This is a genomic window from Bacillus sp. iso_77, from assembly GCF_056173625.1.
On sequence record NZ_CM149683.1, the window covers coordinates 3,665,257 to 3,684,178 of the forward strand.

General features: G+C 43.1%; 18 protein-coding genes, 4 tRNA genes and 1 other annotated feature. Of the genes, 3 read left to right on the plus strand and 19 right to left on the minus strand.

The window, feature by feature from the left end; genetic code table 11:
* Positions 1-95: 95 nt before the first annotated feature.
* From AC0VYC_RS18825 to AC0VYC_RS18840, 4 genes are read right to left on the minus strand one after another with little or no spacing between them, the layout of a single operon-like run.
* Positions 96-926 (minus strand): energy-coupling factor transporter transmembrane component T family protein, encoded by an 831-nt coding sequence (locus AC0VYC_RS18825; RefSeq protein ID WP_058336411.1) that lies wholly within the window; start codon positions 924-926, stop codon positions 96-98.
* Positions 917-2,632, minus strand: a complete 1,716-nt coding sequence (locus tag AC0VYC_RS18830; RefSeq protein WP_475389072.1) for an energy-coupling factor transporter ATPase — start codon at positions 2,630-2,632, stop codon at positions 917-919. The genes AC0VYC_RS18825 and AC0VYC_RS18830 overlap by 10 nt, the downstream gene beginning before the upstream one ends.
* Before the next feature lie 19 nt (positions 2,633-2,651).
* The gene (locus AC0VYC_RS18835) at positions 2,652-3,209 is read right to left on the minus strand and encodes an ECF-type riboflavin transporter substrate-binding protein (protein ID WP_041508071.1); all 558 of its coding nucleotides are present in this window, start codon (positions 3,207-3,209) and stop codon (positions 2,652-2,654) included.
* 14 nt (positions 3,210-3,223) lie between these two features.
* Positions 3,224-4,084, minus strand: a complete 861-nt coding sequence (locus tag AC0VYC_RS18840) for an SAM hydrolase/SAM-dependent halogenase family protein (protein WP_475389074.1) — start codon at positions 4,082-4,084, stop codon at positions 3,224-3,226.
* A 104-nt stretch (positions 4,085-4,188) separates the two neighbouring features.
* Positions 4,189-4,459: a binding site (T-box leader), on the minus strand.
* 192 nt (positions 4,460-4,651) lie between these two features.
* On the opposite strand from AC0VYC_RS18840, the gene AC0VYC_RS18845 reads away from it, so the two are divergent.
* Both AC0VYC_RS18845 and AC0VYC_RS18850 read left to right on the plus strand, forming a co-directional pair.
* A complete protein-coding gene (locus AC0VYC_RS18845; protein ID WP_008347476.1) occupies positions 4,652-5,341 on the plus strand; it encodes an ABC transporter permease in 690 nt (229 codons plus the stop codon).
* Positions 5,342-6,223, plus strand: coding sequence for an ABC transporter ATP-binding protein (locus AC0VYC_RS18850; RefSeq protein WP_017359972.1), 882 nt, complete (start codon positions 5,342-5,344; stop codon positions 6,221-6,223).
* A gap of 39 nt (positions 6,224-6,262) precedes the next feature.
* On the opposite strand, the gene AC0VYC_RS18855 is transcribed toward AC0VYC_RS18850, so the two are convergent.
* From AC0VYC_RS18855 to AC0VYC_RS18905, 11 genes are all read right to left on the minus strand, one after another.
* Positions 6,263-6,727 carry a GNAT family N-acetyltransferase gene (locus AC0VYC_RS18855; RefSeq protein WP_017368440.1) on the minus strand — a complete coding sequence of 155 codons (465 nt, stop codon included), beginning with the start codon at positions 6,725-6,727 and terminating at the stop codon, positions 6,263-6,265.
* A gap of 68 nt (positions 6,728-6,795) precedes the next feature.
* Positions 6,796-7,983, minus strand: coding sequence for a S1C family serine protease (locus tag AC0VYC_RS18860; RefSeq protein ID WP_035704177.1), 1,188 nt, complete (start codon positions 7,981-7,983; stop codon positions 6,796-6,798).
* An 81-nt stretch (positions 7,984-8,064) separates the two neighbouring features.
* Positions 8,065-8,859, minus strand: a complete 795-nt coding sequence (locus tag AC0VYC_RS18865; RefSeq protein ID WP_007497388.1) for an MBL fold metallo-hydrolase — start codon at positions 8,857-8,859, stop codon at positions 8,065-8,067.
* 6 nt (positions 8,860-8,865) lie between these two features.
* Complete coding sequence (locus AC0VYC_RS18870; protein WP_024718467.1) at positions 8,866-9,729, minus strand: two-component system regulatory protein YycI; 864 nt, start codon at positions 9,727-9,729, stop codon at positions 8,866-8,868.
* Positions 9,716-11,095 carry a two-component system activity regulator YycH gene (gene yycH, locus AC0VYC_RS18875; RefSeq protein WP_024718466.1) on the minus strand — a complete coding sequence of 460 codons (1,380 nt, stop codon included), beginning with the start codon at positions 11,093-11,095 and terminating at the stop codon, positions 9,716-9,718. The genes AC0VYC_RS18870 and yycH overlap by 14 nt, the downstream gene beginning before the upstream one ends.
* Positions 11,085-12,923 (minus strand): cell wall metabolism sensor histidine kinase WalK, encoded by a 1,839-nt coding sequence (walK, locus tag AC0VYC_RS18880; RefSeq protein ID WP_007497390.1) that lies wholly within the window; start codon positions 12,921-12,923, stop codon positions 11,085-11,087. The genes yycH and walK overlap by 11 nt, the downstream gene beginning before the upstream one ends.
* 7 nt (positions 12,924-12,930) lie before the next feature.
* A complete protein-coding gene (gene yycF, locus AC0VYC_RS18885) occupies positions 12,931-13,638 on the minus strand; it encodes a response regulator YycF (RefSeq protein WP_017359978.1) in 708 nt (235 codons plus the stop codon).
* A gap of 347 nt (positions 13,639-13,985) precedes the next feature.
* Positions 13,986-14,058 (minus strand) — tRNA-Phe (locus AC0VYC_RS18890).
* 26 nt (positions 14,059-14,084) lie between these two features.
* A tRNA-Asp gene (locus tag AC0VYC_RS18895) sits at positions 14,085-14,161 on the minus strand.
* Positions 14,162-14,242: 81 nt separating this feature from the next.
* Positions 14,243-14,314 (minus strand) — tRNA-Glu (locus AC0VYC_RS18900).
* Positions 14,315-14,320: 6 nt separating this feature from the next.
* Positions 14,321-14,396: transfer RNA gene (locus AC0VYC_RS18905), tRNA-Lys, on the minus strand.
* A 332-nt stretch (positions 14,397-14,728) separates the two neighbouring features.
* On the opposite strand from AC0VYC_RS18905, the gene AC0VYC_RS18910 reads away from it, so the two are divergent.
* The gene (locus AC0VYC_RS18910) at positions 14,729-15,253 is read left to right on the plus strand and encodes a peroxiredoxin family protein (protein WP_007497396.1); all 525 of its coding nucleotides are present in this window, start codon (positions 14,729-14,731) and stop codon (positions 15,251-15,253) included.
* Between the two features lie 30 nt (positions 15,254-15,283).
* Here the strand turns inward: AC0VYC_RS18910 and AC0VYC_RS18915 are convergent, their stop codons facing one another.
* The 4 genes from AC0VYC_RS18915 to AC0VYC_RS18930 all read right to left on the minus strand — a co-directional run bounded on the left by AC0VYC_RS18915 (position 15,284) and on the right by AC0VYC_RS18930 (position 18,869).
* Positions 15,284-15,493 carry a hypothetical protein gene (locus AC0VYC_RS18915; protein WP_024718463.1) on the minus strand — a complete coding sequence of 70 codons (210 nt, stop codon included), beginning with the start codon at positions 15,491-15,493 and terminating at the stop codon, positions 15,284-15,286.
* Between the two features lie 15 nt (positions 15,494-15,508).
* Positions 15,509-16,642 carry a DUF418 domain-containing protein gene (locus tag AC0VYC_RS18920; RefSeq protein WP_475389080.1) on the minus strand — a complete coding sequence of 378 codons (1,134 nt, stop codon included), beginning with the start codon at positions 16,640-16,642 and terminating at the stop codon, positions 15,509-15,511.
* Between the two features lie 133 nt (positions 16,643-16,775).
* Positions 16,776-18,071: an adenylosuccinate synthase gene (locus AC0VYC_RS18925; protein WP_007497400.1), complete on the minus strand. Its 1,296-nt coding sequence runs from the start codon at positions 18,069-18,071 to the stop codon at positions 16,776-16,778.
* Positions 18,072-18,287: 216 nt separating this feature from the next.
* A complete protein-coding gene (locus AC0VYC_RS18930; RefSeq protein ID WP_327229616.1) occupies positions 18,288-18,869 on the minus strand; it encodes a TetR/AcrR family transcriptional regulator in 582 nt (193 codons plus the stop codon).
* Positions 18,870-18,922: the final 53 nt, after the last annotated feature.

Sequence of the window (18,922 nt, forward strand, 5' to 3'; positions counted from 1 at the left end):
CCGATTTATTCACATGTTAATAGTCTTTTACCATTTTCCACACCTTTTATCCACAAACCAAATAAAAAAGCCTCCACTCCTGTGAAGGCTCCTTCCTATAAAAATGGATTATAAAATCTCGTTCCTCTAACAAATGTAATCACTAGCGACACAATCAGTACCGCTCCAACAAAGATTAACGCCGCATAATCTGCTTTTTGAAAGTCTTTCGCCGTAAACCATGTGCGCTTTTTATGCTTTCCAAACCCGCGCAGTTCCATCGCATTGCTGATCGTTTCAATCCGCTCTAGGCTGGAGAAAATCAGCGGCATCACAATCGACAGCGCATTTTTAATCCGTTTTCCCAGTTTTTCATTCTTCGATAAATCAATGCCTCTTGCTTGCTGAGAAATGGCAATCGTTCGAAAATCACGCTGAATATCTGGGATGTAGCGCAGAGCAATCGCTACCGCATACGAAATCCGGTAGCTGACCCCGATTCTGCTGAGCGATGAGGCGAATTCACTTGGATTTGTTGTCACGATAAACAAAAGCGCCGCTGGCATCACGGTCACGTATTTCAGTGTAATGTTCAATTGATAGAAAAGCTGTTCAAGTGTGACATTGTACCAGCCTGCAATGTGAAACAGCTCGTGCTTCGCTCCATAGATGGCGACACCTTGCTGAGGCGCAAAGACGTAAATGGCGATGTTATTGATGACAAGAAAAATCGCCAAGACAATCACTACGAAAGAGATATCACGAAATCGTACGTTTGATAGCTGAAAGAACACGATACTGGCAACTAGCATAAACACTAATACGCCTGTATCATATGTGAGCATCGCTGCGGATGACCAGAGGATAAAGCAAATGAGTTTGGTTGCCCCTGTCAGCCGGTGAATTGGCGATGGGCGATCGATATAAGACAGCATGTCTACAGCCATGTCATTCGTTCCTTTCTGTCAACCTCAATGAAGCGATCCACGAGTTCATTTGGATTTGGCCAGTCTGCTTTTAGCGCCAGTTCATACAGCGACGTTTCTTTTAAGCTCGCCTTTTGGACTAGCAACTGATCTGTCAGCACTTTGGCTGGTGTATCATCTGCGATTTTTTCTCCATCTGAAATGACGATGGTTCTTGTCGTGTATTCGAGCATGAGATGCATATCATGGGTGATCATCAAAATCGTGACGCCCTGCTGATTTAATTGCTCTAAAAACGTCATCATCTCTGTGTAATGTCTAAAATCTTGACCGGCCGTTGGCTCATCTAAAATGATGATTTCTGGCTCTAACACAAGAATGGATGCAATGGTGACGCGCTTTTTCTGTCCAAAGCTGAGGGCTGAGATCGGCCAGTTCCGAAATGGATACAGCCCGCACACTTTCAGGACTCGCTCTACACGATCCTTGATGTCGTCTTCCTGTACACCTCTTAAAACGAGACCGAGTGCGACTTCATCAAAAATCATTTGTTTCGAAATCATTTGATTTGGGTTTTGCATGACGACACCGATTCGTTCGGAGCGCTGTTTGATGGTGTCTCCTGTGATGTCATTGCCATTTAAAAGGATTGTCCCTTTTGTTGGCTTTTCAAATGCGCAGAGCACCTTGGATAGTGTCGTCTTGCCTGCGCCATTGGCACCGGCGATGCTGATCATTTCTCCTTTTTTGACGTTAAAAGAGATGTTGCTCAGCGTGTTTGGTCTTGTCGGATAATCAAAGCTCAGCTCACGCACTTCTAGTAAATCCGGCGCTTCATTCTGCTCGACTGATGGCTCAGATGCTTCCATCCATTGTTCGATTTTCTCTTTTGCCTCGTCATTTAAGGTGAGATGCTGTAAATTAGCGATCTGATCTCCTGCTGCAATCGGAATACCTGCATATTTCATCGCTCTCACATATAAAGGCTCACGTAAATACGCCGCTTCTAATACATTTGAGGCGAGCAATTCATCTGGTGTCATATCCGCTGCAATCGTGCCGTCATTGACAACGATGATGCGGTCGACATGGCGGAAGAGGACGTCTTCCAATCGATGTTCCACCATCACGACCGTTTTTTTCGTTTCTTTTTGCAGACGGTCAATGAGATCGATCACTTCTTTACCTGTTGCGGGATCAAGGCTTGCCAGTGGTTCATCAAACAGCAAAATGTCGACATCGTTGACAAGTACGCCTGCGATGGCAACACGTTGTTTTTGACCGCCTGACAGCTCATGCACGGATGATGCCAGTTTGCCGTCTACCTCTGTTAATTTTGCCGCTTTCTCGACACGTGTTTTCATTTCTTCGCGTGTGACTTGATCATTTTCTAGTGTGAACGCGATATCTTCTCCAACGGTCAGCCCGATAAATTGTCCATCAGGATCTTGCAGCACCGTTCCGACGAGCTGTGAGAGGGAGAAAATGTTCTCTTTCTCTGCATTTTTCCCGCCGATGTGAAGACTTCCTTCCATAGAACCTTTATAAGACGCAGGAACTAGCCCATTGATACAATGGGCTAGTGTGCTTTTTCCCGATCCAGACGGGCCTGCGATGAGGACTTTTTCTCCTTCATAGATGGTCAGGTTGATATCTTTCAATGTTGGTTCTGCCTGACTGCGATACTTGAATCCGAAATGTTCGAATTGAATCATCGGTTTCTTCATTTATGTGTTCCACCTTGCTTCATGATGTTTCTTTCGATAGACTGCCGCTTTTGCTTCTTGTTTTCGCATAAGCCGCAATAATGATGGTGCCTAGTACACCGACTGTGATGATGTTTGAGATTCCTGCTACGATGCCTTGAACAAACACTTTATTTGCAGGTTCTGCATAGATCACAATGTCGAGTACCGGCGCAATGACAAACCAGCCTAATGCTTGTGCGCCAGCTTGGACGGCGTTGAAGAGCGTGATTTTTTTCCAGCCAAAGTCGCCCTCTTCTACTTTTAAACGGTTCGAAATGAGGCCGATCAATAAACCAACAACACCCGAAACGATAATCCAGCTCCACCAAGGTCCAAATGTGGTGGCATCTTTAATGAGATGGCCAATAAATCCAATCAATGCGCCTGCAACAGGACCAAATAGCACGGCCATTAATGCAAGGAACGCGTACGATGTTTCAATTTGTGTATTCGGAATCCCAGTTGGAATGGAGACGAAGCGTCCTAAAATGACAAAGACGGCTGCGCCAATTCCGATGGCAACGACAGTTTTCGTTGAAAGTTGTTTACCTGCCATGATGTTTCCTCCTCTTATTCATATATAATGCGCGGAGCTTTGCGAATCGAAAGGCGCCAGCCTGTGCCTGTACCGATGTTATAAGCCTTTGCAAATGACCCTTGATTGATCGCCACGCCTAAATGATCGAGTGAATTGACATATACGAGTGGTTCGCCTACCTTTAAATCGGCAAAAGATCGTCCATAGGTCATGATATTTTTATACACATTTTTTGGCCCGTTGGCAATGGTAACTTCTATTGCATCCCCATAATTGATTGAAAGCTGTTCAAATAACGTATGATGAATGTTTGTCCATAGGTTTCCGAACCGCACATCTAAAATATCAATCGTCCCTGTGATCACTTCTTCTTCCGCATAAGCTTGTACGACTGGAAGGTGAATAATGTCCTCTATATTCGCCTTTGGCCCGACCTCTTCAAAAGAAATCACACCTGAAGCAATTCTCGCGCCTGTATAGGCGTAAATGTCTCTACCATGGAATGTATGTGATTTTCCTGACTTCGGCAGACGGTTGATGGTTTCATCTAAATACCGAGCCTCCACGATGCCAATATCCTGTGCGACATGCGTAAGTGTCCCATTATCTGGTGTGATGATGTAGTGTGAGCTTGCTGTTTTGACGACAAGGCTCTTTCGCTCTGATCCAACGCCTGGATCAACAACGGAGACAAATACCGTTTCTTCCGGCCAATATGTAACCGTCTGAAGCAAGCGATAAGACGCTTCCCAAATGTCATATTGGGGAATGTTGTGAGTTAAATCAAAAATGCGGATGCCGCTGCTCACTGTATTGGCTACGCCGTACATTGCGCTGACCGCTCCATCATCAATACCGAAATCTGATTGTAAAACCAATGCATGTTCACTCATGTTAATCTCCCTTTCATTTGAAAAAATGGTTGTGGTGTTTCACGTGGAACATTTGTATGAAAAAAAAGTGGACAATAAAAAATACCCCATCCTTATCTATGAATCATAAGGACGAGGTATTTGTCTCGTGGTACCACCTTTATTTACTGTTTGCTCGCGCTAAACAGCCTCTACAAGTACAAAGCTCCAATTTGGCTCATATACTGTGGTTTTGATAACGAGTACCAACTCTCGTCGTCACCTACTAATATCATGGATATGTTCAGCACGAGGCTCAGAGACCATTTTTCGAATCATTATTTTTGCTTCTTTTCAGCTGCCGAAGCTCTCTGTGGAAAAATTGATGATTGTACTTTCTCTCGTCATTGCCTGTTTAACTATCTTGAATTAAAGCTATCATACATGATGTTTTTTGATAAATCAAGATATTTTTCTGAACATTTTTAAAAATGAGTTAACTGTTTTGGAAGAGTCTTCTTTTTTATAAAATTTAAGCAAATGTTAAAGAGCGAGATATGGTGTCTTTCTTTTCTAGCGGTATAATAAAGATGAAGGGAGGTACAGTGTGTGTGGACCATCTGTATGAATGAATTTAAGCAGCTCTTCAAAAGCACAAAATCCATCTTAACAATTGTTATTATTTTCATTTTATCTACTTTTGTATCAAGTCTTCCATTTATAGCTGCTTATCAAGGGAAGTGGGAACAGGCAAAAGACCCCTATTCCATTGGGAATGAACTAGTGATTTCGTTATTTGGTTTCTTCCTTATTTTTTTATTATCTCATGATATTTTGAGCCGTGAAATTCATTTGAAAACCATTCGTTTTCTCGTCAGCAAAACGACCCGTTTAAACATTGTCATCGGGAAATATCTTGGACTGATGCTGTTTTGGCTCAGTTGCATTATGACCACATATATATTAAATATGGTGATTTCACATCGTTTTCTGTTCTCTGATGCCTTAAAAATATTAACGTTTATCAGTGTCGGCATCTCCTGTGCTTTGTTTTTGTCCATGCTCTTTCCAACACCACAGAAATCGATGTTTGTTGGCATGTTGTTTTCCTTTCTATTTCCAATCATGAGCATGATGTCTGTTCTTTCTTCAGAACGGTTGATTCACTGGTTCCAATACGTGACGCCTTACTATTATGCTCGCTGGAGTGAACCGCTGACCTATGTGCTGATGAATGCCGCATTGACTGTTGTCTTACTCGTTGGAACTGCACTACTGTTTCAGAGGAGGGATGTCTAAGTGCTTCACACAAAAGGGCTGACAAAAAAATATCGGACAAAAGTCGCAATAGATCATATTGATCTTGATATCCATCAAGGGGATATCTTCGGCCTCATTGGACCGAAGGGTGCTGGTAAGACGACCTTTTTTAATATCATTACAGGGATCTCCCGCCCCACCTCTGGCACATTTATCATGATGAACATGACGTCGTTAAAAAAAGTACGTCATCATATCGGTGTTCTGCCTGAATATACAGATTTATATGAAGGGCTGACTGCTATTGAGCATATTGCCTATTTATCGAAAATTACGGGTACTCGGCAGAAAACGAGCTATTATGAAGAATTACTCGAATTTGTTGGCTTACATCGTTATCATCAAGAGAAAGTCGGTGCCTTTACACCTGGGATGAAGAAGCGGCTCGGAATGGCTCAGGCCATCGCTCATCGGCCTGACTTTATTTTACTTGATGAGCCTTTTGCGGATATTGATGCAGATTCTATCTTACATATCCAGCGGGTGATTGAATCGTTAAAATTTGAAGGAAAAACCGTCTTTTTAACAGCAGACGAGCCAAGGTTCACCCAACCTATTTGTACCAAAACAGCTTTCATATCTGAAGGAAAAATCGTGTCCTCAAGTACTCATCCTCAAGAGAAAACCATCACGTCCTCAACCATTCGTGCCACCTTCAAGCATGCATGGATTGATGATGAGGTGAAGCCTGTTCTCACGCAGTACTTACAAAGTGTGGGAACAGACCTTGTGATCAGAGATGACGAGACCTCATTGTTGATTCGTTCAGAAGCTCAAGTCCCAGCCATCATCCGTGCGTTTGTGAAATGCAAAGTCGACCTATACCGAGTCACGGCGCAAGATGCCATGATGTCAACATAAAAAAGTACCGTACGCTCACTGCACGGTACTTCTCTTTTTTTATAAAGGTTTGCTCATGTAAATCCCAGTCTCAGCAAATCCCGTTTTCTCATAAAGTGAGCGGGCGATTTGATTATGAGCAAAGACATGCAGCGATAGTTTCTTCACACCTAATGACTTTGCCTGCTCTTCTAATGCCGTCATGGCCTGTTTTGCCAATCCTTTTCCTCGATACGCTTCAAACAAAATAAAATTATAAATAAATCCTTCATGCTGGGGATGATCTGGATCATAGCAAAGCCATACCCATCCAATGGCTTCTTCTCCATGTAAGATGTTCCACAACTCATGATCTTCTGTCTGAAGTCCTTCAGGAAGCAGCCGGTCAAATTGTTCCTCTGCGTTCTTTTGCGCTTCTTCCTGATTCCACGTCCCTGCGTGTACCTTTTCTTCTGCGTACCGCTTAATGGCCTTCTCTATCAAGACGTCATAATCTGTTTGCGACATTGGTAGTAATGTGACCAATCGTATCTCCCCCTTTTCTTTATCATATGCCGGGCATGTAAAAAAAGCCAGTCCCTTATAGGAACTGGCTAGCCACCGAACTGATCGGTTTGGGAGAGCTTGATCTCGACTGATTTTTTCTTTCCGCTTCGGTAAAATTGCACCTTTACCTTGTCGCCGACTTTCTTTTGATAAAGATATTTACGCAGATCGACGATATTTTGTACTTCCTTGCCGTCAAATGACGTCACGACATCCAGCTCTTTTAACCCCGCTTTTCCTGCTGGAGACAAAGGCTCGACACTCATCACAACGACTCCGGTTGTGACCTTTGATGGCAGTTTTAACGTTTCCTGCCAATGATAGCTCGCAATATCTGCTAGTGATTTCATCCCAACACCAAGGTACGGACGCTTCACCTCTCCATAGCGCTCTAAATCCTCTATGACAGGGATCACCAGGTTCGCAGGAATAGACAGCCCAATCCCTTCCACCTCTGACTCAGCAATCTTCATTGAATTGATGCCGATCACTTTCCCGTCCATATTAATCAAGGCTCCGCCGCTGTTCCCAGGATTAATGGCGGCATCCGTTTGCAAAACTTCCGCATTCCAATCCGTCTGTCCATCACCATTAGAATCAACAGGGATCGCACGCTCCGTTCCAGAAATCACACCTTGTGTGACGGAGCCAGCAAATTCAAGGCCTAATGGATTTCCAATGGCGATGACAGGCTCACCTGGTTTGACATGGTCTGAATTGCCGAAGGCGGCGGTTTTCTTGATCTTATCACTTTTGACCGTGAGTACCGCTAAATCCATAAGCTGATCACTGCCGACAAGATTTGCCCCGATCCTTGTCCCGTCCTGAAGGCTCACTTCAAGCTGGTTTGCGCCTTTGATGACATGATGGTTGGTCACGATATAAAAGGTGTCACCCTTTTTTTTATAAATCACACCTGACCCGCTGCCTGCTTCACCGCCTTCTTCCCAAAAGCTCGACTTTTGAATGTTAATGACGCCGACAACTGTATCTGACATACTCGATACCACTTTTGTGACCGCATCATTCACGTTCACATTGACGGTCTTTAAAGGGCCATCTGATGCCTGCTGATCTCCAGCTGACTGCCAGCCAAAGGGGCTGCCGCTTTGTCCAGACACATAGGGGAAAAAGAATCCCATTAAAAAAGCTCCTACCAATACACCGATCAGACCAGATAGGAAATATCCTTTTCTGCTTCGTCTCGGCTTCCACTCTACATCGCGATAATCCACTATGTTTCCTTCCTTTCAGTGAATAGATGATGTATATAGTGTTGGTAAGAAGCTCTTATCTTAATCATACGATTGTAAAAATCATACGGCGCAAAGCGGGGTTGCTTTTTTCGGGTCCGTATCATATAAATCAAAGCCGTCCCCTACAACAAAGCCCTTCATTTCAAGCGTCTGCTGGACCGCCATACGGGCTAAGTCCTTCATGTTGTTGTCTTGACTCAAGTGGGCCAAATAAATGCGTGAGGTGGCGTCTCCAATCACGTCTGTCATAGCAAGAGCTGCATCTTCATTGGATACGTGTCCGACATCGCTCAAAATTCTGCGTTTAATACTCCATGGGTAGCGCCCCATTTGCAGCATGCCGACATCATGGTTGCTCTCAAATACGAACGTATTGGCTGATTTAATAATCCCTTTCATCCGGTCACTCACATAGCCTGTATCCGTCATAAGGGCAAGTTTACGCCCGCCATAATGGAATACGTAAAACATGGGCTCTGCCGCATCATGTGATACGCCAAATGATTCAACATCGAGACCGCCGAATGATTGAACCGTCTCCATATCAAAGTGGAATTTCTGCTCCGTATCCACTTTCCCAATATGTGACTCCATCGCCTTCCATGTTTTCGCATTTGCATAGACAGGAAGCTTGTACTTTCTTGCCATCACACCGAGTCCTTTAATATGATCTGAGTGCTCGTGTGTGACAAAAATTCCGTCCAAGTCTTCCGGCTTGCGATCGATTTGACCAAGCAGCTCTACCATCTGTTTGCCGCTTAAGCCCGCATCTACTAAAAAAGCATGCTCGTCTGTTTCTAAATAAAAAGCGTTCCCCGTACTTCCGCTCGCTAGTACACTGAACTGCAAGCTCATGTTCTCTCACTCCAATGAAGATTTGTCTTCTTTCTCTATATGATCAAGTGTTGAGCCATCAATGGCATTGATCAAATATTCTTCTTCTGTCTTTTTCTTTGAACCAGTTGCCACGCCTTCAATCTCTACTCGCCATACAGGAACCATTACTTGAGTGCTTGCACCTGGGTATTGCGTGTAGTAGCCAAGCTCCACTTTTTTCACTGTCGTGTTTTGGCTCAGCATATTTTGTGTATATAAGTCCTTCACCGTTTCAAGCGCCGGGACAAGGGTCTCTTTTCTCACTTCATTAATCGATGTCACCATCGACTGCCGATACGAGACGACCTCGTTTTGATCGTTCACATCCAATGTGATCTTCCCAATGGTTTCGGTGTCATCAAGACCTTCTTGGAAGATGTATTTTCCTTTATACGTTTGGAAAAAGACGATTTCACCTGTTTCTTCATCGATGCTCCAGAGCTTATAATTCTTGCCATCCAGTAAACGCTGGCTCACAAGATTGGTCGCTGCTGTTTTCATATCTTTTTTCGGCAATGCGACTGGTTTATTGAAGGTCATTTCAAGCAGGGTGACAGGATCATCTTTCTCGGTTTTCGGGAATGTGCTTTTCGTCTTTTGATCAGCTAATCCGTCGACATCCTTTTTCGTATATTGCTTTTTCTCAGCTGTAATGCGGTATCCAATCTTCGCTTCATCTGATAGATTGCCATATTTGATTCCGTCTGCCTTCATTTCTTCCAGCGTATCTGTTTTTTCGATAATCGCAAAATGATCGGTCGATCGCTTTTCAAAGTATTGAAAACCTAGAAAGATATCGAGAACGAGAAAGGCTAGGATAAAGATCGTTTTGGTCTTATTCCACTCCATGATTCTCGCTCCCCTCTGTCAGCAAATCATTCGATAAAATGACGGTTTTTCCGTTATATTTCATACACCATACCGGCTCTAGCCAGACAAACATCGCTTGATCCTGATCTGATGCCGTGGATGTCGCTTGATAGGCAGGGAAAATCTGTTCAATTTTCTCTAAATCATCATACTTCGTCTGCTTGATGATCAAGTTTTTCAGCTCTGTCCCATTCATCAGTTTGACCTGTTCACTCTGACTCGCTTTGTTGCCGAGAATGTAGTTTGGACGCTTATAACTCAAGATGTCATCATTCGCCCATTGTACTTCAAGTGATGTCATACCAAATGGATGTTTTGTGCTGTTGACGATCGGCAGTCCATCCATAAACATATTAAAGGACAGCTGCTGGTTGCTGTTAATGCCGAAGTATTGATAATTATCGGTAAAACTTCCGGTATCATTGAAATACTTCACGCTTCGCTTGATCAAATCCCCCGTTTGGAATACGGTACTAGAATTGATATTACGATGCTGATATTGGATGCGGTGGTCTTTTTGATTTGCTTCAAGACGACTCGTTCCATCTGTATATACCGTCCGGTTTAAATTAGACTCCTCCCCAACTAGACTTGGGTCTGTAAACAAAGCGTCCTTGAATTTGCTTGTCTTAATCGTTTCGATAAAGAACATTTTCGCTTCAAGCTGCTTTTGCTTCTGCGGCAGAAGGAAATCTCGTTTTGAATTCGTAGAGAAAGTATATAGATCATAGCGCGGCATCTCGTTTTGAGCGGCTGCAATACTATCCATCAGATTACGATAGTTGGCAGATTCAATCGTCAGCTCAAGCACCGATTCCTTGCTGTATGAAACCAAATAAACTTTCTTATTGGCCTTATCCGGCTGAGCGAACGGCACAATCATCCGGTCAAACGAGTTGTATTCAATGGATTTATTCGGCCATTTAAACAGCGCTTGGAAAATATCAATCGGAATCGGATCATTGAACACAAGATCCAATGTTTTGCCTTGCCCCTCGCGTCCATAGAAGAAATTCTTAAATTTCTGCTCGGAATATTGGTCCGACACATCAGCAATCTCTTTGACATCCCACAGGCTCACATCATTCCAAAAGTTTTGGAAGAGTTCCTTTTGATCCACTTTGAAATGCTCTCCATTGGAATGGATGAACATCTCACGCGGCTTCACGACATCAATGAGACTCCGAGGCTCGTCGCTTGAAATCTTCTTCGTTTCCACGACCTGTGTGCCGGCATCCGCCTGATCCTGCATGACGGGCTGGAACATCCAAATATTCCACGTAAACACAAGACTGATCGCAATTAGGATTGTCAATATAATGGTTTTAAAGGTCTCACGCTTCATCCCAATCATCCTCTTGTTCTTCATTGTACGGAAGGGTAAAGGTTACCGTTGTTCCTTTTCCTTCAATGCTGTCAGCCCAAATATCTCCGCCATGAGCCTGAACCATTTCTTTTGCAATCGCAAGGCCTAGGCCGGTTCCGCCAAGCTTTCTTGTTCTTGCCTTATCCACTCGATAAAAACGTTCAAAGATTTTATCCATATCCTTCTTCGGAATACCGATTCCTTCATCTTTGACACTGAATAACACAAGACCTTGCTCCTCATCCAAATCGACAGTGAACGTAATGTGTCCACCCTCTGGCGAGTATTTCATAGCATTGGAAATGATATTATCGAGCACCTGAGTGATTTTATCTTGATCAATTTCCACATATATTTCACGCTGCGGCAAGTTGCGGATGAAATCGACATGCTGCTCCTTCGTCATTTCAAAACGATCAATGACGAGCGAGATAAACCTGATAAAATTCGTCCACTCACGATTGAATTGATAATCCTTGCTGTCGAATTTAGACAGCTGAAGCAGGTCATTCACAAGTCTAATCATGCGCTCTGTTTCATTTTGCGTGACACTGAGGAACCTTGGCGCAAGCTCTTTATCACCAATCGCACCTTCAGCGAGTGCCTCAAGATAGCTTCGCATCGTCGTAAGCGGTGTGCGCAGCTCATGCGATACGTTCGCCACGAATTCACGACGTTCCGCATCAATTTTTTCCTGCTCGGTTACGTCATAAATGACTGCAATTAAACCATCAATTTTCCCATGCTCTTTCTGAATCACTGAGAAATTGACACGCAAAACAGACAGTTGATCTTCACGTTCAATTTCTAGCAGCATGGAGTCTTGATTTTCGACTAGATCTTCAAATGTATGAGTTTCTTCTAAGCCAAGCAAGGATGTGATCGGCATCTCTAGAGCTGTTTCACGTGAAACATTCAAAAGCTCTAGTGCCGGGCTGTTTAATAGAATAATGGCACCGTTTTGATTCGTGGCAATGACGCCATCGGTCATATAGGCGATAACAGAAGAAAGCTTTTTCCTCTCACCCTCTGTCATCAGCTGCGCTTCCTCCAGCTCTCTCGTCAGATGGTTAAATGTCGTCGCTAGCTGACCAATCTCATCATGTCCATACTTTCGGACCTTTCTGGAAAAGTTCCCTTTGGCGAGCTCGATCGCTTGCTTTCTCATATCCGAAATTGGGTGTGTAATGGTTCTGAATATGAATATACCAAGTAGAGCGGTCGTCCCAAGTGCGATGAGTGTACCCGTCGCCAAAATGGTGTTGATCGTTCGCATTTGGTTAAAAACACTTTCCATGGATGAGACCACATAAATGACACCAACGGTTTCTTGGTTCTCATTTTTCACGGCTGTCGCCGATATGCGGACTCGTTTATTCGATTCTGGGTCATAGAATTTTTTCTCGTAGTCTTTGCCAACCGCGAAAATACGGCTAATGATTTGATCTGTGATTTTCTTCCCGGCAATCTCTTGACTGCCGTTATTCACAGAGGCAATGACCTCTCTGCTTTCGTCAATATAACTGACTTCAGAAATTTCATTAGACTCATCTTTGTTGTTAAAATCATTTAGTATCTTTTGAGCATCCTCTTTTAATTCTGCCTTGCTTTTCGATGAATCTTGTTCTAGGTAATACGATAACGAGTAGATTCGCTGATTCAAGGAATTATCATAGGAATTAATTAAGGACTGCTCTAGCTGCTTCACAAAGTACACGCCAATAATCTGCATGGCGACAATGATCAGCAGCACATAAATCAAGGTCAATTTAAAGTGAATCGAGCGAAAAAAACCTACTTTACTCATAAGAATCTTAGTCCTGCTCTGGGTTTCTTAAATAGTAGCCGACGCCTCGTCTTGTTACGATCCAGCTCGGGTGGCTAGGGTTGTCTTCAATTTTTTCACGAAGACGGCGGACTGTCACGTCTACTGTACGGACATCTCCGAAGTAATCGTAGCCCCAAACCGTTTGCAGTAAGTGCTCACGTGTCATGACTTGTCCAATATGTTTCGCTAAGTAATGAAGCAATTCGAACTCACGATGCGTTAGCTCAATCGTTTCGTCACGCTTAGACACGACATACGCATCTGGGTAGATCACAAGTGAACCAATCTCGATATCATTTGATTCAGATTCTTCCTCTGATTGCGGAGCAGCCGTCTGTCTTCTTAAATTTGCTTTTACACGTGCAAGCAGCTCGCGTGTACTGAATGGCTTTGTGACATAATCGTCTGCGCCAAGCTCAAGACCAATGACTTTATCGATTTCAGAGTCTTTTGCTGTCAGCATGATAATCGGCATGTCATATTTCTTTCTCACTTCACGGCATACTTCAACGCCATCTTTGTTCGGCAGCATAATGTCGAGCAAAATAATGTCTGGCTTAATTTCTTCTACCATTTCAAGGGCCTCATTTCCATCATACGCACAATGAACCTCGTAGCCCTCTTTTCTTAAGTTAAATTCCAATATATCCGCAATCGGCTTTTCATCATCTACGACAAGAATCTTTTTTTCCATTGTGATTTCCTCCTGCATTTTTAGCATCTATGTCATTCCATTTTGCATGTCTCATTACGCCTTTTTCATTTACGAAAAAAAGGCTCACTGTCTATTATAACGTTTTACGAGGCAAAGATAAAAATAATAACGGCTTTCTTTGCTAGTAAACGTTGGATAGAAGAACTTCACCCAATAGATTTGATGACTTTTTCCTTTTTTATTGAAACTTTTCCAGTCACCAAACGTCTATATACATGTAACGTCTTCTTCTTATGGAGCCGGGCCCTACCTAGGTCCGGCTTCTCCCTTTTTATGCCTTCTTTTCATAATAAAAACGCACCTGCGATTGCAGATGCGTTTGGAAGTGGCTCGGGACGGAATCGAACCGCCGACACACGGATTTTCAGTCCGTTGCTCTACCAACTGAGCTACCGAGCCATCATCAAAAGATGAATATGTATAAATGGCGGTCCGGACGGGACTCGAACCCGCGACCTCCTGCGTGACAGGCAGGCATTCTAACCAACTGAACTACCGGACCTCAGTAACTTGCCCGAAAAAGCAATCGTGGTGCTCCTTCAAGCAAGTGAGGAAAAATTAGCTTAACGCTAAAGTAAATCAATGACCCGTACGGGATTCGAACCCGTGTTACCGCCGTGAAAGGGCGGTGTCTTAACCGCTTGACCAACGGGCCAAAACATGGTGAGCCATGAAGGACTCGAACCTTCGACCCTCTGATTAAAAGTCAGATGCTCTACCAACTGAGCTAATGGCTCTCGGTTTGTGAAAAGTGAATCTGAAGAAGCTGTATTGCGTCAAACCAATCGCTTTAAAAGCTGGAAAATCGCATCTTAACAAGTTTCAGAGACCTTTGCAACAACGAGATTTATAATATCATAGAGTAATTACATATGGCAATACGTTTTTCGACATTTTTTTAAAAAAAGTGTCGGATTTGATATCTTCTGTTACATCGCCTAAATCCGAAAGCGCCTTCATTCAATTAATGGCTACTGCCCAATCCAGCACACAGAAACGTTTGATTCCGACCAATATTGGTTATACAAGAAACAAACAGCATGGTGATTGAAAAAGGAGGAAGCATAGGATGAGTTCATTTAAATTAGGAGATAAAATGCCCGATTTTTCACTGCCAACAGTGCAGGGCGATCACATTGAGTTTTACAAACATTTAGAGGAGCATCAAAGCTGGCACCTTATCGTTTTCTTTAGAGGATCATGGTGCCCAGTATGTGTCGAAGAATTAAAAGAGCTGGAAAAACAGCAATCCTATTTTCAAGACAAGGATATTCACTTAATGACAATCTCAACGGATAATCCTGAAGACTTGAAAGAATTTGCAGACAAAGAGGGACTTTCTTTCCCCATCATGTCTGACCAAGACCTCACATCATTGAAAGCCTATGAAGTCTTCTATCACGGGGAAGATGCCCCATATGAAGATCACGGGGTGCACGGAGAACCTGCCTATTTCTTATTAAACGAAAAAGGCCAAGTCCTCTATCAGCAAAGACAAACAAGTCCATTTGGCAGACCGCATGCCAACGAACTGCGCAAAATCATTCAATATATTCGTAAAAATTTAAAAGGCCAATATAAAAGCCTAAAATAAAAAAGAAGCTCTCATCAGAGGGCTTCTTTTTTATGAATGTTTTTTGTTGTATAGCCAATCTGCGGTGAAAAACACAAGAAGACCTGTCATTAAAATCACAAAAGTCACAGGTGTACTCTCACCTTGAAAAAAAGCGTAAGACGCATGTCCTCCTAATGCTAGAAGATAAAAAACAAACGCCGATCCTGCTGCTTTTTGTGCATTGGCTTGTTCTCTTTTCGTCGTTTTTTTGAAAAACATTGTATCTATTCCCCTTTAAGATGCTTTCTTCATTGTCACACGGCGAAGTGCCCGTGATCTGATATACTCCATTGGCCCGATTCGCCAGACGTGTAAGCAAAGGGCTGAAATCGCGATTTGCAGCAGGGAGATCAACAACCATGACAAGACGATAAGGGGGGCGTTGATTTGACCGCCAAGACCCAATCCCCAGCTGTAAAAAAGGATAGAGCAGATGACATTTTGCAGGATATAGCAGCTAAGCGCCATTTTCCCTACATATTCAAACCAAGTCCACATGAACCATGACTCCGTGCGTGCTAGAAGCTTCGCCACGACAGCAATATAGAAAATAGAGAGGAATGGTGAAAACACATAGCGCACCACAAATTCTACTATGTCATTTGGTACGAAGACGAGCGCATTCAGCGGCAGTCCAATCCACAAACCCATTCGGAACAATGTTTTCCGCAGAGATTGCCCACGCTCATTTGCATAAAATACACCGGCTCTCATCATCCGCACACCTAATAAAAACAAAAAGGTATTCATTGGGATAATAAAGATTGCTTCTTCTCGATACATCAAAAAGTGCTGTAATCGGTCTTGAACTTGAGATATCCATGTCTCCGGCAGTTGTTCTTCGTACGCTGGTTCACTGCTCTCGTCATAGGATTCATTTTCCAATTCAGAGATAGAAAATACAACGAGAAAAGCCGTCACCAACAAATGAATGACACCCGAGACAATCATGCCTTTTTTGATGCGCCGACTTCCTCCACGGACAATAAACGCCACAAGCAAACCCGTGACGGCGTAACTCATGAGCACATCATATTCCATCACTAGCGCAAAATGGACAAAGCCTTCAATCAATAAGAATAAAAGAATCCATAAATATGTACCCGGCCAAGTCATATTTTTTCTTTTCGCCTGCTGGTATTTCAGCTCTAGCCCTACACCAAACATGATTGTGAGCAACGATAGCATTTTGCCATAAACGAACATAGAGACAAGACTTTCAAGAAAACTACCATTTTCATATTCATCCGCAATCTGATCTGTCGAAAAGGTATCCCCTGCGTATGCAAAAAACCAGACGTTTGTACCCAATGTACCTAATATCGCAAAACCTCGTAAAATATCTAATAATCGTATTCTTTCTTTCACTAGAACGCTCCTTCCCTTTTATACAGTTATCATATTTTGGTAATGACAGGAAGAGCGTTCCGTAGAAATTAAGGAATATTTAAACAAAAAAAGACACCAGTAAAATGTGTGATTTTACTGGTGTCTGATCAGTCTATAATGATGGACGGTACACGCTGCGGACAACGTTCGTTTGGGAACGGTCTGGTCCGACTGAGAAAATAGAAAGTGGAATACCTGTTAATTGTGAAATACGCTCTAAGTAATGACGGGCATTTGCAGGCAGTTCGCTTAAATTCTTCACGCCTGTAATATCCTCTGTCCAACCTGGCATTTCTTCGTAGACAGGTTCACATTTCGCTAATTCATTAAGGCTTGCTGGGAATTCTTCAGTGATTTCTCCGTTCAATTTATAAGCAACACAGATTTTCAATTTCTCAATCCCTGTCAGTACATCGATGGAGTTAAGAGATAAATCTGTAATTCCGCTCACACGGCGCGCATGACGGACAACAACACTGTCAAACCAGCCAACACGACGCGGGCGGCCAGTTGTCGTACCGTATTCACGGCCAACTTCACGGATTTGATCGCCAATTTCATCATGGAGTTCTGTCGGGAATGGGCCATCACCTACACGAGTTGTGTAAGCTTTTGATACGCCGACCACATGTTGAATTTTCGTAGGACCTACACCAGAACCAATCGTCACGCCTCCAGCCACTGGGTTAGATGACGTCACGAACGGATATGTCCCTTGATCGATATCAAGCATAACGCCTTGTGCCCCTTCAAAAAGAACACGGCGGCCTTCATCTAGAGCATCGTTCAATACAACAGATGTGTCCACGACATATTTTTTCACTTGCTGACCATATTCATAATACTCATCTAAAATATCTTCAATTTTGAAGCCTTCTGTGTCGTACATTTTCTCTAAAAGACGATTTTTCTCTTCTAGATTACGGGCAAGCTTCTCTTCAAATACTTCACGATCTAATAAATCTGCGATACGGATTCCGACGCGGGCAGCTTTGTCCATATAAGCTGGTCCGATTCCTTTTTTCGTCGTACCGATCTTGTTAGCCCCTTTCCGCTCTTCTTCTACCTCGTCCAATTTTAAGTGATAAGGCAGAATGACATGGGCTCTATTGCTGATTCTGAGGTTATCTGTACTCACATTCCGTTCGTGAAGATACGCAAGCTCAGTGACCAACGCTTTAGGATCAACCACCATTCCATTACCGATGACACAAGTTTTCTCTTTGTAAAAAATACCGGACGGAATGAGGTGTAGCTTGTAAGTCACTCCATCAAATTTGATTGTGTGACCTGCATTGTTTCCCCCTTGATAACGGGCAATCACCTCTGCATTTTCTGAAAGGAAATCGGTAATTTTCCCTTTCCCTTCGTCACCCCACTGCGTACCTACTACGACTACTGAAGACATATCGTGCACCTCCGTTAACCTTTCAAAACGTTATCTCTTTCAAACACATTTATTTTATCAATGCACAATGAAAAAGTCAACGTGAAATCCGAACATTAATATCTCGAAATCGAATTTTGTTCGTTTTACATGTGAGGAAAAGCGCTTTAATTGCTCATTCTACGCTTAAATAAGAAGATTTCGATCAAAATTACTGTTTTTCTCATTTCCGTTTGTTCAGTGATTTTCAATCAATTGAATCATCGAACTTGCCATAAAGTCGGGTGAGTATGGTCTCCCTTTTCTCAGCCACCACTCAGCTGTTCCAACATAAGCAGAAATGACAAATTGCTTCTGCATCTCGAGAGGAACGTGTTGTGGATCAGGTGGTGAACCTGTGACTTCTTCTAGCCCCAAAGTAAAGCTTTCTTCAAAAAAAGCACTGGCTGTCTGATGAATATTAAGCTCTCTTCCCCTTTTCAAGAGAATCTGATACTCCTCTTCATGTTCCTGCAAATGCTGATAAAAGCGGTAAATATACACATATGCTGCATGATCGCTCTTCCACTCATTTTCATGTACAGGAGCAAAAATAGCGGTTTTCATGACATCAAACATCTCATCCATGACCTGCTGAGCTAAGTCAAACTTATCCTCATAATGCTGATAGAAGGTGGTGCGATGGATTCCTGCCTTGTTCGTCAAATCTTGTACAGAAATCTTCCCCCATTCCTTCTCCTTTAATAACTGAAATAATGCTTTTCTTAATTGTTGCTTTGATTCAGTTGTGCGCTTATCCCCTCTGTAGCAGTCCGCCACAAGCCGCTCTCCCCTTCCCATTTTCTTCAACAGATTTCGCTTTTCTGTTGGTT